Annotated in this window: 22 protein-coding genes and 1 tRNA gene; 8 read left to right on the forward strand and 15 right to left on the reverse strand. The window is 71.0% G+C overall.

The annotated features are described in order from the left end of the window. Positions 1-2: 2 nt before the first annotated feature. The 3 genes from ABZ848_RS23760 to ABZ848_RS23770 all read left to right on the forward strand — a co-directional run bounded on the left by ABZ848_RS23760 (position 3) and on the right by ABZ848_RS23770 (position 1,386). A complete protein-coding gene (locus tag ABZ848_RS23760; protein ID WP_360834875.1) occupies positions 3-722 on the forward strand; it encodes an ABC transporter permease in 720 nt (239 codons plus the stop codon). A 93-nt stretch (positions 723-815) separates the two neighbouring features. Beyond that, a complete protein-coding gene (locus ABZ848_RS23765) occupies positions 816-1,016 on the forward strand; it encodes a hypothetical protein (protein WP_360834877.1) in 201 nt (66 codons plus the stop codon). Positions 1,017-1,298: 282 nt separating this feature from the next. Beyond that, positions 1,299-1,386: transfer RNA gene (locus ABZ848_RS23770), tRNA-Ser, on the forward strand. A gap of 15 nt (positions 1,387-1,401) precedes the next feature. On the opposite strand, the gene ABZ848_RS23775 is transcribed toward ABZ848_RS23770, so the two are convergent. The 9 genes from ABZ848_RS23775 to ABZ848_RS23815 form a co-directional block, all read right to left on the reverse strand. Beyond that, positions 1,402-2,199: an HAD family hydrolase gene (locus ABZ848_RS23775; RefSeq protein WP_360834879.1), complete on the reverse strand. Its 798-nt coding sequence runs from the start codon at positions 2,197-2,199 to the stop codon at positions 1,402-1,404. Then, positions 2,196-3,473: a serine--tRNA ligase gene (gene serS, locus ABZ848_RS23780; protein WP_360834881.1), complete on the reverse strand. Its 1,278-nt coding sequence runs from the start codon at positions 3,471-3,473 to the stop codon at positions 2,196-2,198. The genes ABZ848_RS23775 and serS overlap by 4 nt, the downstream gene beginning before the upstream one ends. Before the next feature lie 532 nt (positions 3,474-4,005). After that, a complete protein-coding gene (gene pheA / locus ABZ848_RS23785) occupies positions 4,006-4,938 on the reverse strand; it encodes a prephenate dehydratase (RefSeq protein ID WP_360834883.1) in 933 nt (310 codons plus the stop codon). A gap of 33 nt (positions 4,939-4,971) precedes the next feature. Then, the gene (gene efeB, locus ABZ848_RS23790) at positions 4,972-6,297 is read right to left on the reverse strand and encodes an iron uptake transporter deferrochelatase/peroxidase subunit (protein WP_360834885.1); all 1,326 of its coding nucleotides are present in this window, start codon (positions 6,295-6,297) and stop codon (positions 4,972-4,974) included. Positions 6,298-6,305: 8 nt separating this feature from the next. Continuing rightward, positions 6,306-8,393 (reverse strand): copper resistance protein CopC, encoded by a 2,088-nt coding sequence (locus ABZ848_RS23795; protein ID WP_360834887.1) that lies wholly within the window; start codon positions 8,391-8,393, stop codon positions 6,306-6,308. 13 nt (positions 8,394-8,406) lie between these two features. Further along, positions 8,407-8,859 carry a copper chaperone PCu(A)C gene (locus ABZ848_RS23800; RefSeq protein ID WP_360834889.1) on the reverse strand — a complete coding sequence of 151 codons (453 nt, stop codon included), beginning with the start codon at positions 8,857-8,859 and terminating at the stop codon, positions 8,407-8,409. Then, positions 8,856-9,509 (reverse strand): SCO family protein, encoded by a 654-nt coding sequence (locus tag ABZ848_RS23805; RefSeq protein WP_360834891.1) that lies wholly within the window; start codon positions 9,507-9,509, stop codon positions 8,856-8,858. The genes ABZ848_RS23800 and ABZ848_RS23805 overlap by 4 nt, the downstream gene beginning before the upstream one ends. A gap of 124 nt (positions 9,510-9,633) precedes the next feature. Next, on the reverse strand, positions 9,634-10,377 hold the full coding sequence (locus tag ABZ848_RS23810; RefSeq protein ID WP_360834893.1) for a YcnI family protein: 744 nt from the start codon (positions 10,375-10,377) through the stop codon (positions 9,634-9,636). Positions 10,378-10,528: 151 nt separating this feature from the next. Further along, positions 10,529-11,356, reverse strand: coding sequence for a hypothetical protein (locus ABZ848_RS23815; RefSeq protein WP_360834895.1), 828 nt, complete (start codon positions 11,354-11,356; stop codon positions 10,529-10,531). Between the two features lie 223 nt (positions 11,357-11,579). Between ABZ848_RS23815 and ABZ848_RS23820 the strand changes: the two genes are divergently transcribed. The 3 genes from ABZ848_RS23820 (at position 11,580) to ABZ848_RS23830 (ending at position 13,942) form a co-directional block, all read left to right on the forward strand. After that, complete coding sequence (locus ABZ848_RS23820) at positions 11,580-12,029, forward strand: ATP-binding protein (RefSeq protein WP_360834897.1); 450 nt, start codon at positions 11,580-11,582, stop codon at positions 12,027-12,029. A 133-nt stretch (positions 12,030-12,162) separates the two neighbouring features. Further along, positions 12,163-13,098, forward strand: coding sequence for an intradiol ring-cleavage dioxygenase (locus tag ABZ848_RS23825; RefSeq protein ID WP_360834899.1), 936 nt, complete (start codon positions 12,163-12,165; stop codon positions 13,096-13,098). A gap of 10 nt (positions 13,099-13,108) precedes the next feature. Then, complete coding sequence (locus ABZ848_RS23830; protein ID WP_360834901.1) at positions 13,109-13,942, forward strand: triphosphoribosyl-dephospho-CoA synthase; 834 nt, start codon at positions 13,109-13,111, stop codon at positions 13,940-13,942. Positions 13,943-14,136: 194 nt separating this feature from the next. Here ABZ848_RS23830 and ABZ848_RS23835 read toward each other — a convergent pair whose 3' ends face one another. The 4 genes from ABZ848_RS23835 to ABZ848_RS23850 all read right to left on the reverse strand — a co-directional run bounded on the left by ABZ848_RS23835 (position 14,137) and on the right by ABZ848_RS23850 (position 20,211). Further along, complete coding sequence (locus ABZ848_RS23835; RefSeq protein WP_360834903.1) at positions 14,137-15,447, reverse strand: MFS transporter; 1,311 nt, start codon at positions 15,445-15,447, stop codon at positions 14,137-14,139. A gap of 67 nt (positions 15,448-15,514) precedes the next feature. Beyond that, positions 15,515-16,882: a PLP-dependent aminotransferase family protein gene (locus ABZ848_RS23840; protein ID WP_360834905.1), complete on the reverse strand. Its 1,368-nt coding sequence runs from the start codon at positions 16,880-16,882 to the stop codon at positions 15,515-15,517. Between the two features lie 270 nt (positions 16,883-17,152). Then, positions 17,153-18,616, reverse strand: coding sequence for an aminopeptidase P family protein (locus ABZ848_RS23845; RefSeq protein WP_360834907.1), 1,464 nt, complete (start codon positions 18,614-18,616; stop codon positions 17,153-17,155). An 83-nt stretch (positions 18,617-18,699) separates the two neighbouring features. Further along, entirely contained in the window at positions 18,700-20,211 is a 1,512-nt protein-coding gene (locus tag ABZ848_RS23850; protein ID WP_360834909.1) for a PP2C family protein-serine/threonine phosphatase, read from the reverse strand. A gap of 452 nt (positions 20,212-20,663) precedes the next feature. Between ABZ848_RS23850 and ABZ848_RS23855 the strand changes: the two genes are divergently transcribed. Both ABZ848_RS23855 and ABZ848_RS23860 read left to right on the forward strand, forming a co-directional pair. Continuing rightward, the gene (locus ABZ848_RS23855; RefSeq protein WP_360834911.1) at positions 20,664-21,329 is read left to right on the forward strand and encodes a bifunctional DNA primase/polymerase; all 666 of its coding nucleotides are present in this window, start codon (positions 20,664-20,666) and stop codon (positions 21,327-21,329) included. A 56-nt stretch (positions 21,330-21,385) separates the two neighbouring features. Then, on the forward strand, positions 21,386-21,943 hold the full coding sequence (locus tag ABZ848_RS23860) for a hypothetical protein (protein ID WP_360834913.1): 558 nt from the start codon (positions 21,386-21,388) through the stop codon (positions 21,941-21,943). 244 nt (positions 21,944-22,187) lie between these two features. Here the strand turns inward: ABZ848_RS23860 and ABZ848_RS23865 are convergent, their stop codons facing one another. Together ABZ848_RS23865 and ABZ848_RS23870 are read right to left on the reverse strand one after the other, a co-directional pair. Continuing rightward, positions 22,188-23,153 carry a DUF5926 family protein gene (locus tag ABZ848_RS23865; protein ID WP_360834915.1) on the reverse strand — a complete coding sequence of 322 codons (966 nt, stop codon included), beginning with the start codon at positions 23,151-23,153 and terminating at the stop codon, positions 22,188-22,190. Positions 23,154-23,280: 127 nt separating this feature from the next. Further along, positions 23,281-23,925, reverse strand: coding sequence for an ATP-binding protein (locus tag ABZ848_RS23870; protein WP_360834917.1), 645 nt, complete (start codon positions 23,923-23,925; stop codon positions 23,281-23,283). Positions 23,926-24,066: the final 141 nt, after the last annotated feature.

The raw sequence follows: 24,066 nt of genomic DNA on the forward strand, positions 1-24,066 counted from the left end.
AGATGTACGACCCCACAGTCGCCCGACTCACCTACCGGGCCCTGCTCGGCCGCCGCCGGGCCCTCATCCTGGGCGCCCTGCCGCTGCTGCTGATCGCGATCTCCGTCGTCGTCCGCGGCCTGGCAGGCGCCGACGACCAGACCGCCTCCGACCTGCTGGGCGGGCTCGCGCTCGCCACGATGGTGCCGATCATCGGCGTCATCGCCGGCACCGGCGCGATCGGCCCGGAGATCGACGACGGCTCAGTGGTGTACCTGCTGTCCAAGCCGCTGAAACGGCCCACGATCATCTTCACCAAGCTGATCGTGGCGATCGCGGTGACGATGGTGTTCTCGGCGCTGCCGACGCTGATCGCCGGGTTGATCCTGAACGGCAACGGGCAGCAGATCGCCGTCGCCTACACGGTCGCGGCTCTCGTCTCGTCCATCGCCTACGCGGCGCTCTTCCTGCTGCTGGGCACGGTGTCGCGGCACGCGGTGGTCTTCGGGCTCGTCTACGCGCTGGTCTGGGAGGCCCTGTTCGGCTCCCTGGTCTCCGGAGCCCGCACGCTCAGCGTCCAGCAGTGGTCGCTGGCCGTCGCCCACAAGGTGGCCGGCGGAGAGCTCGTGACCTCGGACGTCAGCCTCCCCACGGCGACGGTCCTGCTGATCGTGGTCACCGTCCTCGCCACCTGGTACGCCGGGCAGAAGCTGCGGTCGCTGACGCTGGCCGGCGAGGAGTAGGCACCGCCCCGGACGCCGCCTTTATTGACAGGGACTTCACCTCTGTCCGGGCACACTGGGCATAAGGGAAATGATGGGCTGAGAGGAATGGGGATGGCAGACAACTGGGACGACCTCGCCCTGGACGAGGACTTCATACGGTCCGCCGAGACGACCGAGCCCTCAGCCCGCGCCCGTATGCTCGCCGCCCGCTGGCGTGCCGAGGAACCCGAGCCGCAGCCGTGGCGCTCCGACGAGCCGCCGGCGGGATGGTTCTTCAGCAAGGCGCGCCGGCGGAAGTGGCGTCGGCGGTAGCCAGGCCCCGGCCGCCTTTTAATCAGTGGCGCCGAACTCGTCGTACAGGCACGATGGTTGTGTCCACACCGCCGGACGCCCGTACTTCTGGATGCTGTTCCGGCGCCACGTTCTGGGAGAGGAGCCGGACGATGTCCATGCACGACAGTACGTCCAGCTCCCGTCAGGGCAGCTCGCGGAGGACTCCGGTGTAGTTACCCCACCGTCGAGTACGACCGCATGGAACTGCCCGGGGCGGCCGCTTCGAGCACGCGATGTCGCTCTCGCGTGGGCCGCCCACCCGGAGGATTGGCCGAGTGGTAAGGCACTGGCTTGCTAAGCCATGGTCGGGCCTGGAAAGCCCGCGCACGTTCGATCCGTGCATCCTCCGCAAGAAGCCGAAGAACTAGCCCAGCAACCGTTCCAGTACGACCGCGATCCCGTCCTCCTCGTTGGAGGCCGTCACCTCGTCCGCCACCGCCTTGAGTTCCTCGTGGGCGTTGGCCATCGCCACGCCGTACGACGCCCACGCGAACATCGGGACGTCGTTCGGCATGTCGCCGAAGGCGATCGTCTCCGCTGCCTTGACCTTCAGGCGGCGGGCGGCCAGGGACAGCCCCGTCGCTTTGGACAGACCAAGCGGGAGGAGCTCCACGATGCCCTCGCCGGCCATCGCGACAGAGACGAAACCGCCGGCGGCCTGTCGTGAGGCCTCCGCCAACTCGTCGTCCGTGAGCGAAGGATGCTGGATGTAGATCTTGGTCAGCGGGGCCGCCCAGAGCTCCGAGACATCGGTCAACGGCTTCGACGGCAGCGTGCCCGTCACCGCGTACCCCTGCCCGACCAGCACATCGCCGTCCAGTCCGTCCTGGCTCGCCGCCAGGTACAGCGGACCGACTTCCGCCTCGATCTTCGCGAGGGCGATCCCCGCCAGCTGCCGGTCCAGGGTCACGGATGTCAGCAGGCGGTGTTCGCCGGCGTCGTACACCTGCGCGCCCTGCCCGCACACCGCGAGGCCCGCGTAGCCGAGGTCGTCGAGTATGTGCCGGGTCCAGCGCACCCCGCGGCCGGTGACGACGATGTGCGCGGCGCCCGCCGCGGTGGCCGAGGCGAGCGCGTCACGGGTGCGCTGCGAGACGGACTCGCCGCGGCCCAGGAGTGTTCCGTCGAGGTCGGTCGCGACCAGCCGGTAGGGGAACGTCACTTGGCGACCGGCTCCAGGACCTCACGGCCGCCCAGGTACGGGCGCAGCACCTTGGGGACGACGACCGAGCCGTCGGCCTGCTGGTGGTTCTCCAGGATCGCCACGATCGTGCGCGGTACGGCGCACAGCGTGCCGTTCAGCGTCGCCAGCGGCTGGACCTTCTTGCCGTCGCGCAGGCGGACGGAGAGGCGGCGGGCCTGGAAGCTGTCGCAGTTGGAGGCCGAGGTCAGCTCGCGGTACTTGCCCTGGGTGGGGATCCACGCCTCGCAGTCGTACTTGCGGGAGGCGGAGGCGCCGAGGTCGCCGGAGGCCACGTCGATGACCTGGAAGGGCAGTTCGAGGCCGGTCAGCCACTGCTTCTCCCAGTCCAGGAGCCGCTTGTGCTCGTTCTCCGCGTCCTCGGGGGCGACGTACGAGAACATCTCGACCTTGTCGAACTGGTGCACGCGGAAGATGCCACGCGTGTCCTTGCCGTAGGTGCCGGCCTCGCGGCGGAAGCACGGCGAGAAGCCCGCGTAGCGCAGCGGCAGCTTGTCGGCGTCGAGGATCTCGTCCATGTGGTACGCGGCGAGGGGGACCTCGGAGGTGCCGACCAGGTAGTAGTCGTCTTTCTCCAGGTGGTACACGTTCTCCGCGGCCTGGCCGAGGAAGCCGGTGCCCTCCATGGCGCGCGGGCGGACCAGCGCGGGGGTCAGCATCGGGATGAAGCCGGCCTCGGTGGCCTGTGCGATCGCCGCGTTGACCAGGGCCAGCTCCAGCAGGGCGCCGACGCCGGTGAGGTAGTAGAAGCGGGAGCCGGACACCTTGGCGCCGCGCTCGACGTCGATGGCGCCCAGCGCCTCGCCGAGCTCCAGGTGGTCCTTGGGCTCGAAGCCCTCGGCGCCGAAGTCGCGGATCGTGCCGTGCGTCTCCAGGACGACGAAGTCCTCCTCGCCGCCGACGGGGACGTCGGGGTGGACGAGGTTGCCGAGCTGGAGGGCGAGGCGCTTGGTCTCCTCGTCGGCCTCGTTCTGCTCGGCGTCGGCCGCCTTGACGTCGGCGGCCAGCTGGCTCGCCTTCTTCAGCAGCTCGGCCTTCTCGTCGCCGGAGGCCTTGGGGATGAGCTTGCCGAGCGACTTCTGCTCGTTGCGCAGCTCGTCGAAGCGGACGCCGGACGACCTGCGCCGCTCGTCGGCAGACAGGAGAGCGTCGACGAGCGCGACGTCCTCTCCACGGGCGCGCTGGGACGCGCGCACACGGTCGGGGTCCTCACGGAGCAGGCGAAGGTCAATCACGCGGTCAAGGCTACCGGTGCGGGCATACGCCTCACGACTCAGCATTCACAACCGTGACGAATTGCGGCTTACGTTCCGTTATGAGGGAATTGCCCAGCGTGTCAATAAAAAGTGTCCCACTCCCTGGTACGGGGCACGCGGCGGGCGTCGTGTTGACCCGATTCCCTTGCGTGGAGCGGGACTTGAGCTCCCGTTGTCCACAGCGATCCACACCCTCCGAAGAGTTATCCACAGGGTGTGCGGAGGATCTGTGGATTTCGGAATTGATCACTCCGAAACCGGGGCGTCACGCCAGGGATTCCCGGTTCAAACCATGCCTTACCACTACTTTCGAGTGGAAAGGGGTCGCTCCAAAGGATTGACTAAAGGAAAAGAGTGGACGAAGGGTGATGTGCGCGTTGGTGGACGGTGGAGGGCCTCCAGGGCCGATTTGTCGACAGGGTCATGCCTCGGTGTCGACTTGTCCCCAGGTCGAGAAGCATGCCTGTGGATAACTTCTGTGGATAACGAAAATCTGCAGGTAAGACCGGTGCTAGAAGCGTCCGTCCTGGCAACGGGCCACCCAGTCCGACGCGGAGACGAACTCCTCGTCCGAGGTGCCGAGGCGCGGCGCGCTCACGTCCTCCACGCCCACGTCCGCGCGCGGGTACGAGCCCAGGAACCGCACCTCCAGGCAGATCCGCTTGAGGCCCATCAGCGCCTCGGCCACCCGGCGGTCGGAGATGTGGCCCTCGGCGTCGATGCAGAAGCAGTAGTTGCCGATGCCGGCGCCGGTCGGGCGGGACTGGAGCAGCATCAGGTTGATGCCGCGGGTCGCGAACTCGCCGAGCAGGTCGCGCAGACCACCGGGGTGGTCGTCGCGCTGCCACAGCACGACGGATGTCTTGTCCGCGCCGGTCGGCGCCGCGGGCCGGGCGGGCCGGCCCACCAGCACGAAACGGGTCTGCGCGTTCTCCGCGTCATGGATCCCGGTTTCCAGGGCCTCCAGGCCGTACCGGGCGGCCGCGAACTCACCGGCGAAGGCGGCGTCGTACTGGCCCTCCTGGACCAGCCGGGCGGCGTCCGCGTTCGAGGCGGCGGACTCCCAGTGGGCGTCCGGGAGGTTGTTCTTGAGCCAGTTGCGGACCTGCGGCTGGGCGGCCGGGTGCGCGGAGACCGTCTTGATGTCGGACAGCTTCGTGCCCGGCCGGACCAGCAGCGCGAAGGTGATCGACAGCAGCACCTCGCGGTAGATCATCAGCGGCGCGCCCGCGACCAGCTCGTCGAGGGTGGTGGTGATGCCGCCCTCGACGGAGTTCTCGATCGGCACGAACGCGGCCTCGGCCTCACCGGCGCGGACCGCGTCCAGCGCGGACTGCACGGACACGTACGGGATCAGCTCCCGGGTGGCCGCCTCGGGCAGCGTTCGCAGGGCGACTTCGGTGAAGGTGCCCTCGGGGCCGAGGTAGGCGTAGCTCGCTGGCATGCCCTCACCCTAATGGCCTCACGGGGGCACGGCTCACCCTTCCAGCAGCCGCTGCCCCACGTACTCGCCCTTCGCCGTCCCGCCCGGCACCGCGAACAGGCCGCTGGCCTCGTGCCGGATGTACTTCGACAGGGCGTCGCCGCGGTCGAGCTTGCGTTGGACCGGGACGAAACCGCGCAGCGGATCGGCCTGCCAGCACACGAACAGCAGACCGGCGTCCGGCACCCCGTTCGCGTCGAAGCCGTCGTGGTACGAGAACGGGCGCCGCAGCATCGCCGCACCGCCGTTCTGGTCGGGGCGCGTGATGCGGGAGTGGGCGTTGATCGGGACGACGTACTCGCCCTTGGCGTCGGTCTTGTCGAGGTTCATCGCGGTCGTCTCGGAACCGCCGGACAGCGGCGCCCCGTTGGACTTGCGGCGCCCGATGACGTTCTCCTGGGCGGCGAGCGAGAGCTTCTCCCAGTCGTCGAGGAGCATGCGGATACGGCGTACGACGGCGTAGGAGCCGTTCGCCATCCACGAAGGGTCGTTCGAGCCGGAGGCGGGCACGAAGATCCGCTTGTCGAAGTCCGATTCCGTCGGCTTGGGATTGCGGGTGCCGTCCAGCTGGCCCATGAGGTTGCGGGCCGTCATGGGGTGGGCCGTGGCGCCCGGCGTGCGGTTGAAGCCGTTCATCTGCCAGCGGATGCGGGCCGCCGCGCCCGCGTCCTTCTGGATCGCGCGCAGGGCGTGGAAGGCGACCAGGCCGTCGTTGGCGCCGATCTGCACCCACAGGTCGCCGTTGCTGCGCGCCTTGTCGAGGTGGTCGGAGGAGAAGTCGGGCAGCGGGTCGAGGGAGACCGGGCGCTGCTTCTCCAGGCCGGTGCGGGCGAAGAAGCTGTGCCCGAAGCCGAAGGTGATCGTCAGTGAGGACGGCCCGGCGTCACGGGCCACGTCCGTGTCGTCGCTGGTGAGGGCCTCGCCCGCCATCAGCCGCTCGGCCGTCGCCGACCAGCGGCGCAGCAGCGCGGCCGCCTCCTTGCGGCCCGCGCCGGCCGCCAGGTCGAAGGCGACGAGGTGGCCCTTGGCCTGGAGGCCCTCGGTGATCCCGGGCTGATGTTTCCCGTGAAACATTGCCATGTCCGCGCCGACGGAGGAGAGCGGAGTGGCCTCGGAGGGCGCGGCGGCGTATCCGACGGCACCACCGGCGGCGCCGAGCACGAGGCCGGTGGCGCCGGCTGTGCCGAGGAGGGTGCGGCGGGAGATGCCGGGTCCGTCCTGGACGGGCGTTTCTCCGATGGTGCCGTTTCCTGAAACGGCCTCCTCCGGGGCCGTTGCCGCCCCGGACGTGCGGGCTTCGGGGATGGACTGGTCAGCCATGGTGCGATTCAGCCGATCTGCGCGTTCTTGGAGACGGTCACCTGGTCGATGTCGGAGGTCCGCACGGTCACGGCGACCTTCCAGTCGCCGGCCATCGGGATCTGGATTCCGCTCGCCGCCCAGTGACCGGTGGCGACGTGGTCGGGTGCGACGGGCAGCGGACCGATCTTCTTGGCCTCCAGGGTGAAGGAGACCTTCACCTCGGGGATGTCGAAGGCGCGCCCGTTGGGCCGGGTGACGTAGACGTGCATCTCGTTGCCGCCCACGCGCGCGGGGTCGAGGTCGACCGAGACGACGCCCTTGCCGTCCGTGCCGCCGGTGTCGAAGGGCATGGTCAGGGTCAGGGCGCCGGACGAGGAGTCCGACGCGGAGGAAGAGGAGGACGCGGCTGCCTTGGCCGCGTTGGCGTCTTCCTCGGTACGGCCCGGCTCGGTCTGCGTGAGCACGGTGGTCACGGCGAGCAGTACGACGGCCACACCGGCCTCGGCGAGCACGGAGCGGCGCAGCCCGAACCGGTCGGGATCGGCGTCCCGTTGCCGCTTCTGCCGCGCGGTGTCGACGGCGGCCCGCTGCCGGGCGAGCTGGGCGGCGCGTTTGGTGTCGGCGGGGGACTTGGGGGCGCCGGGGGTCTTGGAAGTGCCGGTGGCCTCGGAATCGCCGGAGTCCTCGGCGGCCCCGGCAGTGGAGCCGGCGGCAGTCGAGCTGCCGGCGGACGCGCTGGCCGAGCCGGCAGTGGCCGTGGCCGAGCCGGCACCTGCCCGCGCTGCCGCATGCTGCTTCTTGCCGACGCCGGCGTCCTCCTCGGTGCTTTCCTCAGCACCGTCCTCGACGGACCCCTCCGTCTCGGCGCCCTCTTCGCTCTCCACACGCCCGTCCGCCAGCCGCGCGGTCCACCGCCGCGAGATCCATGCGATCCCCACAAGCAGCGCCACCAGCCCGATCTTGACGAGCAGCAGCTGGCCGTACGCCGTGTCCGTGAACGCCGACCAGGAGCCGAGCTGGCGCCAGGACTGGTAGACGCCCGTCGCGACCAGCGCGCACACGCTGCCGAAAGCGACGGTCGAGAAGCGTCGTACCGCCGCGGCCTCGATCGGCGTATCCGCGCGGTACAGCGCGACGAGCAGTGCGCACAGTCCGCCCAGCCAGGCCGCGACCGCCAGCAGATGGACGACGTCGACCGGCATCGCGATGCCCGGCTGGAGCCCGGTCGAGGCGTGCTCGGCCAACGCCCAGCTCGCCGCGAGCCCCGCCGACACCACGAACCCGCCGATCGCGAGCCCGAAGGTGAGGTCCCGCTTCTCCTCGTCCTCACGCTTGTCGTACGCCCCGAACAGCACGGCGATGAACAGCGCCGCAGCCGCGAGCAGCAGCAGCCGGGAGACCAGCGCCGCACCCGTCTTGGTCTGCAGCACCTGCCCCAGCAGGCTCAGGTCGAAGATGTCGCCGACCTTGCCGGAGCTGGTGTAGGAGCCGCGCAGGAGCAGCAGCAGAAGGGTCGCCGAGGTCAGCGCGAGCCAGCCGGAGACCACGAGCCGCTGCAGCGGCCGTACCCCCGAACCGCGTTGCCAGCAGGCGAGGACGAAGGCGGCGCCGCCCACCATGACGATGAAGCCGGCGTACGAGACGTACCGCCCGAAGCCGTAGAGCCAGCCGACGACCCCGCCGCCCGCCGTGTCGCCGGAGACCGAGACGGTGGTCTGGGAGGGGGCGCCGATGGAGAAGGTGAAGGCGCCCGCGACCGGGTGGCTGTCGGCCGAGACGACCTGCCAGGCCACCGTGTAGGTGCCGTCGGGCAGGCCGCTGTGCAGGGGCACGGAGTACGTGGTGCCGCTGACGTCGGTCGCCTTGCCGGTGTCGACCCGCTTGCCCTTGGGGTCGAGGACGCGCACGGAGTCACCGGAGGTGGCGACCTTCTCGGAGAAGGTCAGAGTGACCTGGGTGGGCGCCTTGTCGACCACCACCCCCGAAGCGGGGTCGCTGCCGGTGAGCGCCGCATGCGCGGAGGCCGGTCCGGCGCCGGCGAGCAGTGCCCCCATGACGGCCAGGAACAGCAGCACCAGGGTCCGCATACGGCGGGGGGTGATGGTCGGTGTCACGGTCGTGCCTCCCTCAGTGGCCGGTCGCAGGGTTGTACGTGGCCGACTTCACCGGCATCTCGACCGTGATCGGATCGGACTTGGCGAAGTGCAGTTCGACGCTCACCTTCTCGCCCTGCCTCGGCTTGCGCTTCAGCTTCTCGAACATCAGGTGATTGCCGCCGCTCTTGAACACGAGTTGACCGTGTGCGGGCACATCGAGGGACTTGACCTCCTCCATGGACTGCCCGACGGTCTCGTGCATGGTGACGGTGGCCGCCGCGTCGCTGGTGACCGAGGTCAGCTCGTCCTTCGCACCGCCCTTGTTGGCGATGGTGAAATAGCCCGCGGCCATGTCACCGGTGACCGGCTGGGGCATGTACGAGGCGGACACGGACAGTTCGGCACTGGAGTCGCCGGAGCCGCCGCAGCCGGTCAGGGCCAGCGTGCCCGCTATCAGCGCCGCGGGCACCACGAGGTGCCTCACGGGTTCTCCCCCTTGATGATCTTGGGGAGGTCCTTGGTGTAGTCGTCGACGGTGGCGTCCTCGCCGTAGAGGACGTAACCGCCGTCGGTCTTGGGCGAGAAGGCGATGACCTGGGTGCCGTGCACGGAGACGGTCTTGCCGGTCTTCTTGTCCTTGTGGGTCGGCTCGATGGAGATGCCGAGGGTGCGGGCGCCCGCCTGGATGGTGGCGAAGTCGCCGGTCAGGCCGACGATCTGGGGGTCGATGCCCTTGAGCCACTTGCCGAGCTCGGACGGGGTGTCGCGGGCCGGGTCGGTCGTGACGAACACGATCCGCAGCTTGTCCTGATCCGCCTTGGACAGCTGCTTCTTGGCGACGGCGAGGTTGTTCATCGTCAGCGGGCAGATGTCGGGGCAGTGGGTGTAGCCGAAGTAGATCAGAGTCGGCTTCCCGGCCGTCTCCTTGCGGAAGTCGTACTTCTTGCCCTGGGTGTCGGTCAGCACCAGGTCCGGCTTCTCGAAGGGCTGGTCGAGGAGGGTGGCGGCCTTCTGCGAGCCGTCCTCGGAGACCACGGCGACGGGCGAGTCGTCACCGCCACCGCTGCCGCAGGCGGAGAGGGTCAGGGTGGCGGCGGCGATCAGCGCGGCCGCGGCGAACGTCTTCTTGCGCATAGAAAAATGTCCCAGATGTTGTGAGCTCCGGTGTGCACCGGGGGTCGTACGGACGTCGGTACGGGGTCGTACCGACGTCGATACGCAGGCGTACGACCCCCGTGCACAGGGCGGATCGAAGACCTCAGGCGTTGGTACGCCGACGGCCGGCCAGTACGCCGTACGCCACGCCCAGCCCGCCGACGACGATGCCCACGACGCCCAGTACGCGCGCGGTGGTGTCGCTGCTGTCGGCGGAGGCACTCGTGTCGGCCGCGGTGTTCTCGGCGGACCCGGAGTCCGTCTCGTCGGAAGCGTCCTCGGCGGTGGCCGAGCCGTGGTGGCCCTCCTCCGAGGCGGCCGACAGGGTGAGCACGGGAGCCGGGTTCTCGGGCTCCTCCTGGCCGTCCTGCTGGACCTCGATCCAGCGCACGACCTCCTTGTTCGAGTACGTCTGCACGGCCTTGAACACGAGTTCGTCGGCGTCCTCGGGCAGCGCGCCCACGGAGACCGGGAACTTCTGGAAGTAGCCGGGCTCGACGCCCTTGCCCTCGGCGGTCCAGGTGATCTTGGAGACGGCCTCGGTGATCTTCTCGCCGTGCAGCTCCAGCGGCTTGGCCAGCTTGGCCTTGGTGACCTGGATCTTCCAGCCGTTCATCGGCTCCGGCATGGCGGAGGCCAGCGGGTGGTCGGTGGGGAAGGTGACCTCGAGCTTGGTGGTCGAGGCGTTGTCGCGCTCGTTGGGGACCTTGAAGTCGACGACCGCGTAACCGCCCTTGGCGGCGGTGCCCTCCGCCGCCACGCTGACGTGCGCGAACGCGGGGGCGGACAGGGCCAGCACGGCGGTGCCGGCGAGGGCGCCGGAGGCGGCGAGACGAGAAGCCTTCATGGCAGGGAGCACTCCACTTCGAGTGAGTTCCGGTGTACGGAGGGGTACGCGCGCGTGGGCGTCGAAAACGCGGGCGCGCGTGTGCGCCGCACGACGGCGGCACCTCTCCCGGAAAGCCCGGAGCTGAAGGCGGAGTGGCGGTCGCGTCGCGTCAGGCGGCGAGGTCGAACCCGCCGGCCGGCGGGCCGCGCCGGATCACGGAGTGCTGGAGTGCGGTGGTACGGGGCTTCGGCGGCGCGAGCAGCGCGGTGCGCGGCGTACGAGGACCGGCCTCGGGCGCGGCCGGGAGCCCGGCACGCAGGGCGCGCACCAGGGCGAGGGCCGCGCGCAGGGACCGTACGACCGCCCCTTCCGCCAGGGAGTCCGCGGACTGCCCGGACAGACGGATCAGCCGCAGCAGAGCCAGGTCACCGCGGCGCAGCAGCCAGCCGGCGGCGATCGCCGCGAGGACGTGGCCGAGCAGCATCGGCAGGGAGGGCAGCAGCGCGACCGGGGAGGCGGTGCCGGTCAGGGCGTCCGCCGAGTGGTTCATGGAGCCCATGTCCATGGCCGTGTCGGGGCTCAGCCGGGCGTCGGCCAGGATCCGGCGCGCGTGCGCCGGGGTGATGGCCGCCGCGGTGGTCCCGCAGACCAGGCGTGCGGCCCGTTCGACCAGCGTGGCGTCGGACATGGACATCGAGGCCATCGACGTCCCGCTCGACGTGTGCTGCCCGAGCCCGAACAGCGTGTGCAGCACGGTCTGTCCCGTGGCGAGCAGCGTCACGATGCCCGGCAGCGAGCGCTCGCGTCCGGCCAGCGGTGCCGCGACCAGGAAGACCCCCAGGAATCCCGCGCCGAGCGTCCACAGCGGGACGGTGGCGCAGGAAGCCAGCGTGTGACCGGCCGCGGCCAGCACGACGCAGACCGCGGCGAACACCGCGGCCCGCAGAATCCGGACGTCCGGTCCGGAGCGCGCCCTGCGCTGGTGGGGGGCAGTCATGGCGGGCTCATCATCGCACTGCGCTTATCGACCCCATACGGCAGGTCCGCAAGGTGACATACGAACCGGAACATCACCCTCTGGTGTGAGCCGCCCACACATACACCGATTCTGTTTTGGATGCATCGCCCATATGGGCGGCATCACGTCAACTCCGTGCTTACACCCGGGCACTGGCGGCAATAAGAAACGGTATGTCGAGCCGCGGCCGGGAGGCTGGAGCATGAGCATCTGGTGGTCACTCCACTTGCGGCGGGAAGCTGCGAGCGTGCCGCTCGCCCGGCGGCTGCTGCTCGGCACGATGGAGACGGCGGGCGTCGACCCCGACGTCTCCTACGACCTCTCGGTCGCCCTGAGCGAGGCCTGCGCGAACGCCGTCGAGCACGGCGGCGACACGGCGCGCGGCCGGTCCTCGGAGGCGTACCGGGTGACGGCCTATCTGGACGGCGAGAAGTGCCGTATCGAGGTCACCGACTCCGGCCCGGGCTTCTCGGGCGGCGCCCCCGCCGCCCGCCCGGCCCGCGCGGACGCCGAGCACGGCAGAGGCCTGTGTCTCATCCGGGAGCTCGCCGACCACGTCCACATCGGCAGCAAGCCCGGCCGCGGGGGCACGGTGGTCAGCTTCGACAAGATCCTCAAGTGGCGCGAGGACGCGCCGCTGATCGCGGTGTGAGGACGCGCCGCTGATCGCGTGTGAGCTCCGCCGACCGCAAGGATCCGGACGGAGTTCAGCTTCCTCAGCATTCACAGCTTTTTCTTAGTCCGGCCCTACATCCCTGACGGACGGCCTCCCTACGTTCCCGATCATGACGGGAAACCACAGGAACTCCATCACCCGGCGCCGCGCCATCGCGGTCACCGGCGGCACGGTCGCGGCGGGCGGTCTCGCCGCCGCCGGCTACCAGTCGGCGTTCGCCGACACCACCACCGACTCCACCACCGACGACGCCAGCGCCTCGGCCACCTCGACCAGCGAGTGCGCGACGCTGATGGCCAGCGTCACCGAGGGCCCCTACTACCTGGACGGCGCGCTGGTCCGCAAGGACATCACCGAGGGCAAGGCGGGCGTCCCGCTGACGCTGCGTCTGACCGTCGTCGACGCCACCGACGGCTGCACCCCGGTCAAGGGCGCCGCGGTCGAGATCTGGCACTGCGACGCCTGGGGCTACTACTCCGGCTACACCACCGCCAACCCCGGCGGCTCCGCGCCCTCGGAGAGCGAGGAGGGCGACTCCGCCAACGACAACACGTACCTGCGCGGTTACCAGATCGCCAACGCCAACGGGGTCGTCAAGTTCGAGACGATCTTCCCCGGCTGGTACACCCCGCGCACCTGCCACATCCACGTGAAGGTGCACACCGGCGGCGAGAAGGAGGACGGCACCTACGAGGGCGGCAAGGTCAACTACACCGGCCAGCTGTTCTTCGCCGACGACGTCGCCGAGGAGATCTTCACCCTCGACCCGTACTCCAAGCACACCGGCAGCTACACCACCCTCGCCAACGACATGGTGTACGACGGCGGCGGCGCCTCCAGCGGTCTGCTCACCCTGAAGGCCGTGCACAAGAAGGACCCGTCCAAGGGCTACAAGGGGTTCCTCACCCTCGGCATCGACCCGGACGCGGAGAACACCGGTGCGGGCAGCGGCGGCGGTGGCACCCCGCCGAGCGACGCGCCGACGGGTACGCCGCCGAGCGACGCCCCGAGCGACAGCGCGAGCCCTTCGGCGTCGGCGTCCTGAGGTGCCGTTAATGAGCAGCCGCGAGGACGAGACGCTTGCGCAGGCCGCGGTGGCGGCGCTGACCGGGCAGCTGGCCCTGGCCCCCAAGCCGGGCCTGCCCGACCCGCGTGACCTCGGGGTACCCGCCGGTCGCCGGGACCACTGTTCCCTGCGCTGGTCGGCCAAGGCGCTCGCGCCCGGCCTCGCGGCGATGGCCGCCGCCGCCCGACGCACCGGCGAGCCCAACCCCCAACTGCGGGCGGAACTGGGCGCGATCGGACGGTCCACCGAGCACTCGGTGGGCCTGGCCGGCGGCGGCCACAAGGGCGCCCTGTGGGCGCTCGGCTTCCTGGTCGCGGCGGCCGCGCTGCATCCCCGGGCCGGCGCCCGGGACGTGGCCGCCACGGCCAAGAAGCTCGCCGCCCTCAACGACAAGGGCGCCCCGCGCCGCCCCTCACGCGGTTCGACGATCTCCGTGAAGTACGGCGCCGCCGGTGCCCGAGGCGAGGCCCGCGCCGGATTCCCGCACGTACGGCGGGCGTTCGACGCCCTCACCGCGGCCCGCTCGGCCGGCGCGACGGAGGCCGAGGCCCGGCTGGACGCCCTGCTCACGGTGATGTCCACGCTCCAGGACACGGAACTCCTGTACACCGCGGGCCCGTTGGGCCTGCGCCATGTCCAGGCGGGCGCACGCGGTGTCCTGGAATCGGGCGGTACGGCGACACAGGCGGGCCGCGACGCACTGACGGCCCTCGACGCCGACCTGCACGAGCGTGGCTGGAGCCCGCGGGGGAGCGCGGGGCTGCTGTCGGGGGCGTTGTTCCTGGACTCGCTGCCGGTTGCCGCGACGGCGCGGGCGGAGTGAAGGAGCCCCTTGGCGCGGGTCGGTTGGTGAAGGCTGGCGGCGTGCAGGAGCCGTTGGCGCGGGTGTGTTGATGAGGGCTGGCGGCGTGCAGGAGCCGTTGGCGCGGGTCTGTTGGTGAGGACGGCGGCGTGCAGGAGCTGGTGGTCCGCGTCTGTTGATGAGGACCGGCGGCGTGCAGGAGACCTTGCCGCCGGTCAGCGTGCGAGTGCCGGCTGCCTGGTCTCCTCGACCACCCGGCCGGCGGCCCGTCGGGTCGCCGGCCCCATCGCGTACGACGCCACCACGGTCACCCCGCCCAGCAGCAGCCACCCCGGTGTCCCCCACCCCACCAGCAGAGAGGTCAGCACCAGCGGGCCGAGCGTCCGGGCCACTGTCACGCCGGTCCCGAAGAACCCCTGGTACTCGCCCACCCGGTCCGCCGGCGCCAGGTCGAAGGACAGCTGCCAGGAACCCGCCGACTGCCCCATCTCGGCGACGACCTGAAGCACGGCCCCGATCACCAGGGCCCCCACCGCGACCCACGGCGACACCCCGGCCGACAGCGCGAACACCGCGCACGCCCCGAACATCACCCACCCCGACCGCCGCACCACGCGCGTGGCCGACGCGAGCCCGGTGACGACGCGAGCCGTACGAACCTGGAACAGCATCACGGCCCCGGTGTTGAGCACGAACAGCGCGGAGACCACCCAGGTCGGCGCGGCGGTCCGCTCGGCGACCCACAGCGGCAGCCCGAGGCTGAGCAGCGGCATCCGCAGCAGCAGCACGGTGTTGAGCAGCGTGAGCACGGCGTACGGCCGGTCCCGCAACACCCCGAGCCGGTCCGACTTCCGCACGGACGCCACCGACCGCCGTCCGGCCGAGCCTGGCTTCTCCGTAGCCGACCCCGACTCCCGCGCGGCCGACCCCGACTCCCGCGCAGCCATCGGCGCAACCCCCGGCAGCCGCAGCAACACCCCCGCGCACACCAGGAAACTCACCGCGTCCAGCGCGAGCACCCCGAGATACGCACCCCGCGTCCCCGCCTGCAACGCCAGCCCGCCGAGCCCCGCCCCCACCGCCAGCCCGGCGTTCAGCGTCGCCTGCAGATGCGCGAGCAGTCCCGTCCGCTCCCCGGCGGTCACCAGCCCCGCGAGCAGCGCCTGCCGGGCCGCCGCCAGCCCCGACTGCGCCGTCGCGTACGCGCAGGCCGCGAGGACGAACGGCACGAACCCCCGCACCACCAGGAACGAACCGACCGCCGCCCCGGTTCCCAGCGCCAGCAGCACGGCCGTGCCACGCGGCCCGCGCCGGTCCGCGAGCCGCCCGAGCGGCACCCCGGCGAGCGACCCGACCGCCCAGGCGAGGGTCAGCCCGAGCCCCACGCGCGCGGGCGCGAGCCCGACGACGTGGGTGAAGTAGAGCGCCGAGGTCACGTAGTAGGCGCCGTCACCGATGGAGTTCGTCAACTGGGCGAGCGCCAGGACGCGTTGCGGACCCGCGGGCGGGACGAGGCGAGGTGTCATACGTACGACGCTAGAGGCGCAATGGACCCCTATACAGATCCAATCGCCACCCCTGTCAATGGCCCAATCAGGCCCCGTCGAGCACCTTCCCGAGCACCTCCAACGCCTCCGGATACACCCGCTCCCTCGGCGTCCCGTACCCCACGACCAGCCCCTGCGGCCGCCCCTCTCCCGGCCCGTGCCAGTGGTCGCCGAGCCGGCCCAGCGCGAGCCCCTCCGCCTCCGCCCGCTCCAGGACCTCCGCCTCGTCGGTGACGTCCACGAGCGCGTGCAGCCCGGCCGCGATGCCGCGGACCGTGTGCCGGTTGCCGAGCCGGTCCAGGAGCTGGTCGCGCCGGCGCCGGTATCTCAGCCGGCACGCGCGCACGTGACGGTCGTACGCGTGGCTGTCGATGAGTTCGGCGAGCGCCAGCTGGCCGATGGACTCGGTGTGGTGGTCGCTGTGCAGTTTGGCGTCGGCGACCGCGTCGACCAGGTGCGGCGGCAGCACCATCCAGCCGAGCCGGAGGGCGGGCCCGAGCGTCTTGGACGCCGTACCGAGATAGACGACCTGCCCCGGCGCCATGCCCTGCAACGCGCCCACGGGCTGGCGGTCGTAACGGAACTCCCCGTCGTAGTCGTCCTCGACGATCAGCCCGCCACGCGCGCGTGCCCAGTCGGTCAGCGCGCGCCGCCGCTCCGGGCCCAGTGTCACGCCGGTCGGGTACTGGTGGGCGGGGGTGACGACGACGGCCCGGCAGTCCCCCAACTCCTCCGCGCTCGCCCCGCGTTCGTCGACGCGCACCGGCACCACGCTGCCCCCGTTGCGCCGTACGACCTCACGATGGAACGGCAGCCCCGGGTCCTCCATGGCGACCGTCCCGCCCTCCAGCACGCGCGTGAGGAGCGCGAGCCCCTGCACGTACCCCGAGGTGATCACGATCCGCTCGGGCGGCGCGATCACACCCCGCGCGCGCCCCAGGTACCCCGAAAGCGCCGTCCGCAGCTCTGTTCGCCCACGCGGATCGCCGTAGTCGTACGCCAGAAGAGGCGCCGTGGCGATGGCCCGGCGCAGCGCCCGCAGCCAGGCCGCGGCGGGGAAAGCCCCTACGTCCGGACTCCCGGGCCGCAGATCGAAACGCGGAGTACGCGCGCGTGCGGCCGCGTTGGGAGCCTCGGAGTCCAGCGAGGGCAAGGAGGCGACCTGCGTTCCCGACCCCTGCCGCGCGGTCAGATACCCCTCGGCGACGAGCTGGTCGTACGCGGCTTTCGCTGTTCCACGTGAAACACCGAGTTCGGTCGCGAGCCGTCGAGTGGCCGGAAGCCGGGTCCCGGGGGCCAGCCGCCCGTCCCGCACAGCGTCCCGAAGAGCCCGTTCGAGCCCAACCCGCCGTCCGTCACCGGCATCGGGCTCAAGATGCAGATCGACACCGACTCCGGACCAGAAGTCGTTCACGAAAACCCTCCCCCTAGGGCCTGTCCGGCGGATCATGCCGCAGACGCGGGGTCTGGCACGCACTCCCCCAGAGGGGGTGCCCCCAGCCGCGTTGTCGTCGGTCCCCGACGCTCCGCGTCGGCTCCCTCCTCCGCCTTGCAGCTGCACGCACCAGACCCCGCTCACCTCGGTCAGTATGTCGCCGCTGATTTCCTGCGACTTGATCCGCCGGACAGGCCCTGGCACGTGAATGGCCGGGCACCCCACAGGTACCCGGCCATCAGTCTCGTATTAGTGCTTGAGCTCCGCCATCCAGGCCTCGACCTCGTCGGAGCGCCGGGGCAGTCCGTCGCTGAGGTTCCGGTTCCCGGACTCGGTCACCAGGATGTCGTCCTCGATCCGGACGCCGATCCCGCGGTACTCCTCCGGCACCGTCAGGTCGTCGGCCTGGAAGTACAGGCCCGGTTCGACCGTGAGCACCATGCCCGGCTCCAGCGTCGCGTCGACGTAGGCCTCGGTGCGCGCGGCCGCGCAGTCGTGGACGTCCATGCCGAGCATGTGGCCGGTGCCGTGCAGGGTCCAGCGGCGCTGCAGCCCGAGCTCCAGGACGCGCTCGACCGGCCCCTCGACCAGGCCCCACTCGACGATCTTCTCGGCCAGCACGCGCTGAGCCGCGTCGTGGAAGTCCCGGTACTTGCCGCCCGGCTTGACCGCCGCGATGCCGGCCTCCTGGGCCTCGTACACGGCGTCGTAGATCTTCTTCTGGATCTCGCTGAACCGCCCGCTGATCGGCAGCGTGCGCGTGACGTCGGCCGTGTAGTACGTGTGCGTCTCGACGCCCGCGTCCAGCAGGAGCAGGTCGCCGGAGCGGACCGGGCCGTCATTGCGGACCCAGTGCAGCGTGCAGGCGTGCGGGCCGGCCGCGGCGATGGTGCCGTAACCGACGTCGTTGCCCTCGACGCGCGCGCGGAGGAAGAACGTGCCCTCGATGTAGCGCTCGGAGGTGGCCTCCGCCTTGTCGAGGACCTTCACCACGTCCTCGAAGCCGCGCACGGTCGAGTCGACCGCCTTCTGCAGCTCGCCGACCTCGAACTCGTCCTTGATCAGCCGCGCCTCGGAGAGGAAGACCCGCAGCTCCTCGTCCCGCTCGGCGGTGACCTTGTCGGTCAGCGCCGCCTCGATCCCGGCGTCGTAACCGCGCACGACCCGCACCGGGCCGGTCGCCTCGCGCAGCTTGTCGGCCAGTTCGCGGACGTCGGAGGCGGGGATGCCGTACAGCTTCTCCGCCTCGGTGAGCGAGTGGCGTCGGCCGACCCACAGCTCGCCCTGGCCCGACAGCCAGAACTCGCCGTTCTCGCGGTCGGAGCGGGGCAGGAGGTAGATCGTCGCGTCGTGGCCCTCGGTGGTCGGCTCCAGGACGAGGACGCCGTCCTCGGTCTGGTTGCCGGTGAGGTACGCGTACTCGACGGACGCCCGGAAGGGGTAGTCGGTGTCGTTCGAGCGGGTCTTGAGGTTGCCCGCAGGGATCACCAGACGCTCGCCCGGGAAGCGCGTGGACAGCGCCGCGCGGCGGGCCGCGGTCTCGGCGGCCTGGGCGATCGGCTCCAGGTGGTGCAGCTCCGTGTCGGCCCAGCCGGACTTCATGCTCTCGGCCAGCTCGTCGGAAACGCCCGGGTACAGGCCGTTCTTGCGCTGCTTGATCGGCTCTTCGCTCTCTTCCGGGGTCTCCGGGGTGAGCTCCTCCGCCACGGTCATCCTCCTAGTTACGGCACTGGACCCCCTCCATCGTACGGTCGTACGGAAGGGGGCCCAGGGGCGAAGGACCTGTTACCGACCACCTACTCGAAGCGCGCCGCCAGCAGGACGACGTCCTCCTCGCCGTCGGCCTGGTCGAGCCCGTCCGGCAGCACGGTCCGCAGCACGTGGTCGGCGATCGCGTCCGGGTCGTGCCGCAGCGCCTTGGGCACGCTCGCCGCCGCCGAGTGCAGCCGGGCGAAGGCGCGGTCGGTCGGGTCGCCGGTGCGGTGCAGCAGGCCGTCGGTGTAGAGCAGCACGGTCTCGCCGGGCTCGGCCTGGAGCTCCACGCTCGGCGCCTCCCAGCAGGCGAGCATGCCGAGCGGCGCGGAGACCGAGGTCTCCACGAACTCGGTGCGGCGCTCACCGACCAGCAGCGGCGGGCAGTGCCCGGCCCCCGCGAGGGTGATCTTGCGCAGCGCGGGTTCGCAGTAGGCGAACAGGGCGGTGGCGGAGCGGGCGGGTTCGGTGAGGCGGAGCAGCAGTTCGAGGTCGGACAGGACCGCGACCGGATCCTCGCCCTCCATCACCGCGTACGCGCGCAGGGAGGCGCGCAGCCGGCCCATCGCGGCGACGGCGCTCGGACCGGAACCGGTGACCGCGCCGACCGCGAGGCCGAGCGCGGCGTCCGGCAGCGGCAGCGCGTCGTACCAGTCGCCGCCCCCGCGCGGCCCGGTGCGATGACGTGCGGCCAGCTGGACTCCGGCGACGCGGGGGAGCCGGGACGGCAGCAGCTCCTCGGCCATGGTCGCCATGTTCGCGCGCGTGCGCTCCACTTCGACGAGCCGTGCCAGGTGCTCACCGGCGTAGCGCGCGTACAGGCCGACCAGATGGCGCTGGCGCTCGACCGGCTCGGCGGGCTCGTCGTAGAGCCACACGGCGGCGCCGATCCGGCCCGCGCCCTCGGTGGTCAGGGGGAGCGCGTAGCAGGCGGCGTAGCCGAGGCGGGCGGCGACCTCGCGGTGGCGGGGGTCCAGGCCGTCCTCGGCGAGCAGGTCCGGTTCGGCGATCTCGCCGTCCGCGCCCGGCAGTCCGTCCAGGATGCGGCCGTACGACATCGCGCTGCGCGGCACGGTCTCGATGTGGCCGAGGTCGGCGCGGGCGAGGCCGAGGCCGATCGTGGTGTCCGGTCCCAGGCCGTCGCCGGGTTCCAGTACGACGAGACCGCGCCGGGCGCCCACCAGGGCGGCTCCGGCGCGCAGCAGTTCGGTCAGGGCCTCTTGGAGTGCGTCCGTGCGGGCCAGTCGTTCGGTGAGTTCGTGGAGTGTCGTGAGGTCCGAGACCCAGCCGGCGAGACGGTCCTGGAGCAGCGCTCCTGGTGGGTTCGGCGGGGGGACCGGAGGGGTGTCCGGGGCCACGGGCGCGGGCGCGACAGTGTGTGCGGGCGAGGGAACCGTTGAATCGATTCCGGCCACTTTCGGAGGGTGAGGGGCGTTCATGGCGTCCGGCTTTCCGACCGGTGCGTATTGCTCAAAAGCATCGCAAACCCCCATGTCATTCTGCGCCGCTAGCAGTGTCTCCACATGTACACGCACTCGTAAGGGGATGTCCAGCATTGTCCTGCTGGGATTCCTGGTGTCCGTGGGTCACCGGTGCACCCCTTGCCATAAAGCAAAGTTGGCTTAAAACTGACTCGGGTAACGGGGTATTGCGGTCGACTGGCCTTGCTCCACAGAGCGTCACAGCGGTCGTGATGGGTACGTACTCGGAGAAGGCCAGGGGTGGTTGACAGTCACCCGGAACCTGGTGACCGACCCCGGCGTCCTATCCACCGACGACCGTGCCCCATCCTCCCGTGGCGGAGGCGGAGAGAAATACGCGGGACGGCAAAACGCCAGACTTCGCCACCCCCCGCCACGCCCATGCTTTTGATAGACGCAGTATGGGGTTCCCCGTGTTCAGGACACGGGTGTGATGCGCCAACAGGTACGCACAGTGAAGTGATCGACACATGGTGTGATGTGGCCCACGGTGTTGCCAGCGGTGCAACGGAAAGGAACGAGCGCTCATGCGCGAGATCCTCGGAAGGCGACGCAGGCTCCTGTCCCAGCGCAGCGACGGGAGGCCTGAGTTGATCAGCGCGGCCCTGACCTTCGCGGCGGAATGGCAGTGGCCCGTACTCCCGGGTGTGGTGGCGGACCCGCAGGGGCGTTCCCGCTGCGCTTGCCCCGACCCGGAGTGCACGGTGCCCGGTGCACACCCCTTCGACCCCGGTCTGCTCGCGGCCACCACGGACGCCCGCATGGTGCGCTGGTGGTGGACCAACCGCCCGAGCGCGCCGATCGTCCTGGCCACCGGCGGCAAGGCCCCCTGCGCGGTGAGCCTGCCGGCCCTCGCGGCCGCGCACGCCCTGAGCGCCCTCGACCGCATGGGCATGCGCCTCGGCCCGGTCGTGGCCTCGCCCAGCCGCTGGGCGATCCTGGTCAAGCCGTACTCCATGGAGCAGCTGGGCGAACTGCTGTACGCCAAGGACTTCGTCCCCGGCTCGCTCCGCTTCCACAGCGAGGGCGGCTATCTCGCCCTGCCCCCGTCCGAGACCGGCGAGGGCGAGATCCGCTGGGAGCGCGCGCCGCTGCCCGGCTCCGCCTCCCCCTGGGTCCCCGACGTCGAGGCCGTGGTGGACGCCACGGTCGAGGCCCTCACTCGTACGGGTGTGAGCGCGCCCGAGTTGTAGGGGTGTCGAGCGCGCGCGGGACGGTACACGCGCGCGTGGTCGTTATCTTCCCCCTCATGAACCTCCGTCTGCTCGCCCTCGCGGGCGTCGTGGCGTGCGCGGTCGCGCTGCCGCTGGCCGTGGCGTCCGCGGGTCCGGCGGGTGACGAGGGCCGCGCCGTCGTACGCGCCCCCGCGCGCGAGCCCGTACGTTCCTCCCCGTCCGCCGACGCCAAGGCGCCCCCCGCCGGGCCCACCGAGTCGCCCCTGCTGCTCGGCCTGGGCCTGGCCACCGCCGCCCGCTGCGGCCCCGAACTCACCTCGCCCGAGGGCATCGAGGCGCAGACCTGTGTGCTCACGCAGGGTGCGGACACCTGGGCGCGCACCTACTACCGCAACGCGACCGGCGACGCCCTGGACTCCGTACTGAGTCTCATGGGACCCGAGGGCCGCACCGTGCAGATCAACTGCGCCGTGGGCGCCGGGGACGAACCGGGGACGTGCGAGACACCGCGTGAGCGCACCCGGGGTGGACCGGACGCGTACACGGCCGTCGCGGAGTTCGCGGCGCGGGGCGGACGCGGGCCGCTGCTGCTGAGGTCCGGGAGCAACTCCGGGGCCTCGAACGGCAGTTGACGTCCGGCGGAATTCCGTAAAAGGAACGCGGACATGAAAAGACCCGGTTGCTGGCGACGGGGGATGCACCAGCAACCGGGCTACTGGAACGGTAACAAGAGATCGGCGGTTCGCAAATTCGATCCGGGGTTTCCGGTCACGTATTTGCTTGTCCCTGACGGGACTTGTGAGCGGAGTCACCGGTTCCACAAGATCGGACGCGGCTGATCGGTCGGTCAGCCGCACCCGATTTCGTCACGGTCTGTCAACTGAGCGTGACCTGCCGGTTGGTGAGACCGCCGCGCGCCCGGCGCTCGTCCGCGGTCAGCGGCGCGTCCGTGACGAGAGCCCCCGCCAGCCGCTCCGCGAACTCGGCGGCCGGCTTCTCGATGTCCTCCGCGCCGACGCCGCTGGGCAGGTCCCAGACGGGCACGGTGAGCCCGTGAGCGCGGAAGGAGCCCACCAGGCGGGTGCCTTCGCCGAGGTTGGACCGGCCCGCCGCGTGCAGCCGGGCGAGCGCGTCCAGAAGCTGCTCCTCCGGGTGCGGCATGACCCAGCGCAGGTGGTTCTTCTCCGGCGTCTCGCACCAGTACGCGGCGTCCACGCCCGTCAGCTTCACGGTCGGGATCGCCGCGGCGTTCGCCCGCTCCAGGGAGGCGGTCACATCAGGCGTCGCGTTCTCCGCGTCCGGCACCCAGAACTCGAAGCCCTCATGCACAACTGGCTCGAACGCGCCTTCGGGATCGAGCAGATCCTGCAGCCGCGGCCCGTCGGCGGGCGCGCGGCGGCCCTCGACCGGCGTGCCCGGCTCGGCGGTCAGCGCGCGCTGGAGGGTGTCGGCCAGGTCGCGGCTGATGTCACCCGACGCCGTGTCGTTCTGCAGACCGAGCAGCACCGAGCCGTCGTCGCGGCGCAGCGCCGGCCACGCCATCGGCAGCACGGTCGCGAGCGTGACGGACGGGACTCCCTCGGGCAGGCCGGCCTTGAGCGTCAGCTCGACGGTGGCCGCCGGCACCAGCTCGCGCAGTGCCACCCAGTCGCACTCGCCGGCCAGCCCCTCGAAGGGCCGGTGCACCAGCTCGGTCGAGGCCTGCGCGGCGGCCCGGCCGTGGCAGGCCTTGTACCGCCGGCCACTGCCACAGGGGCAGGGCTCACGCGCACCGACAACCGGGATCTCTCCGTCGGTGATCTGGGGCTGCTTGGCCTTGGTCTGAGGTCGCTTCTTGGCCATCGTGGGTGTCTCCCGGTTACGGCTCGTCTCGTACGGCGGGAGCCTAGCCGTTCACGCCATCGACGGCGGGAGCCTGTGGATGACGGGGCCTGTGGACAACGGAAGCCTGTGGACAAGGTCCGGCGACCTAGTCCAGGTCGTCGAACGCCTCCACGTACCCCATGCCCGGCATCCCCGGCACCCGCGAGACCGTCGGCGCCGTGACGCGCGTAGCGAAGTCGTCGCGACGGTGGCCCGCGTCCGGATCATGAACGTCCTTGTGCACCACGACCCACACGGTGACCTCGCCGCGCGCGTCGTCCCGTACACCCCAGTCGTCGGCCAGCGCGGTGATGATGTTCAGCCCGCGGCCGCCGTGCGCGGTGACCGAGGGAGTGGCTGGAGCCGGACGGGTGGGTCCGCCACCGTCCGTCACCTCCACGGTGAGCCTGCCGCCGTCGACCCGCCAGGCCGCCCGGACGTCGCCGTCCCCGGCCAGGGCGTCGCCCAGCGGCCGGCCGTGCTTGCACGCATTGCTCAAGAGTTCGGAAAGAATCAGTACGGCATCGTCGATGACCGTCTCCGACACACCGCCCCTGCGCAGTTGCTCGCGCATACGGTGTCTCGCCTCCCCCACGCCCGCAGGGCCATGGGGTACGGCCATGCTCGACGACGTGGGCACCTCCTGTGCCACCACCAACGCCACCCCCGAGACCTCCTTTGCCCCACGCCACGGTGTGGATGCCCCATTGGCCTGTACCGGAAACCGGCCAATCCACGTTCGGTGACGCATTCGCAACGATCGAATACGGACCGAACGCGCCGGTGCACTCCCCGTAGTCGCGTGGCTTGATTTCGACGGTGTCCGGAAAGCGAGAATGGTGCCAGAGGGGCGGAAGGGTCAAGGGTTCTTCACAGGTCTTTACCAGTGACA

Source organism: Streptomyces sp. NPDC047081 (assembly GCF_040643775.1).
Taxonomy (GTDB): Bacteria; Actinomycetota; Actinomycetes; order Streptomycetales; family Streptomycetaceae; genus Streptomyces.

Coding starts and splice junctions, on each gene's coding strand:
- ABZ848_RS23815 (WP_360834895.1), bottom strand. CDS start 11,356: ATGACTGCCCCCCACCAGCGCAGGGCGCGCTCCGGACCGGACGTCCGG.
- ABZ848_RS23845 (WP_360834907.1), bottom strand. CDS start 18,616: ATGACCGTGGCGGAGGAGCTCACCCCGGAGACCCCGGAAGAGAGCGAA.
- ABZ848_RS23835 (WP_360834903.1), bottom strand. CDS start 15,447: ATGACACCTCGCCTCGTCCCGCCCGCGGGTCCGCAACGCGTCCTGGCG.
- ABZ848_RS23865 (WP_360834915.1), bottom strand. CDS start 23,153: ATGGCCAAGAAGCGACCTCAGACCAAGGCCAAGCAGCCCCAGATCACC.
- ABZ848_RS23850 (WP_360834909.1), bottom strand. CDS start 20,211: ATGCTGGACATCCCCTTACGAGTGCGTGTACATGTGGAGACACTGCTA.
- ABZ848_RS23870 (WP_360834917.1), bottom strand. CDS start 23,925: ATGCGTCACCGAACGTGGATTGGCCGGTTTCCGGTACAGGCCAATGGG.
- ABZ848_RS23820 (WP_360834897.1), top strand. CDS start 11,580: ATGAGCATCTGGTGGTCACTCCACTTGCGGCGGGAAGCTGCGAGCGTG.
- ABZ848_RS23765 (WP_360834877.1), top strand. CDS start 816: ATGGCAGACAACTGGGACGACCTCGCCCTGGACGAGGACTTCATACGG.
- pheA (WP_360834883.1), bottom strand. CDS start 4,938: ATGCCAGCGAGCTACGCCTACCTCGGCCCCGAGGGCACCTTCACCGAA.
- ABZ848_RS23860 (WP_360834913.1), top strand. CDS start 21,386: ATGAACCTCCGTCTGCTCGCCCTCGCGGGCGTCGTGGCGTGCGCGGTC.
- ABZ848_RS23810 (WP_360834893.1), bottom strand. CDS start 10,377: ATGAAGGCTTCTCGTCTCGCCGCCTCCGGCGCCCTCGCCGGCACCGCC.
- ABZ848_RS23830 (WP_360834901.1), top strand. CDS start 13,109: ATGAGCAGCCGCGAGGACGAGACGCTTGCGCAGGCCGCGGTGGCGGCG.
- ABZ848_RS23805 (WP_360834891.1), bottom strand. CDS start 9,509: ATGCGCAAGAAGACGTTCGCCGCGGCCGCGCTGATCGCCGCCGCCACC.
- ABZ848_RS23855 (WP_360834911.1), top strand. CDS start 20,664: ATGCGCGAGATCCTCGGAAGGCGACGCAGGCTCCTGTCCCAGCGCAGC.
- ABZ848_RS23825 (WP_360834899.1), top strand. CDS start 12,163: ATGACGGGAAACCACAGGAACTCCATCACCCGGCGCCGCGCCATCGCG.
- ABZ848_RS23760 (WP_360834875.1), top strand. CDS start 3: ATGTACGACCCCACAGTCGCCCGACTCACCTACCGGGCCCTGCTCGGC.
- efeB (WP_360834885.1), bottom strand. CDS start 6,297: ATGGCTGACCAGTCCATCCCCGAAGCCCGCACGTCCGGGGCGGCAACG.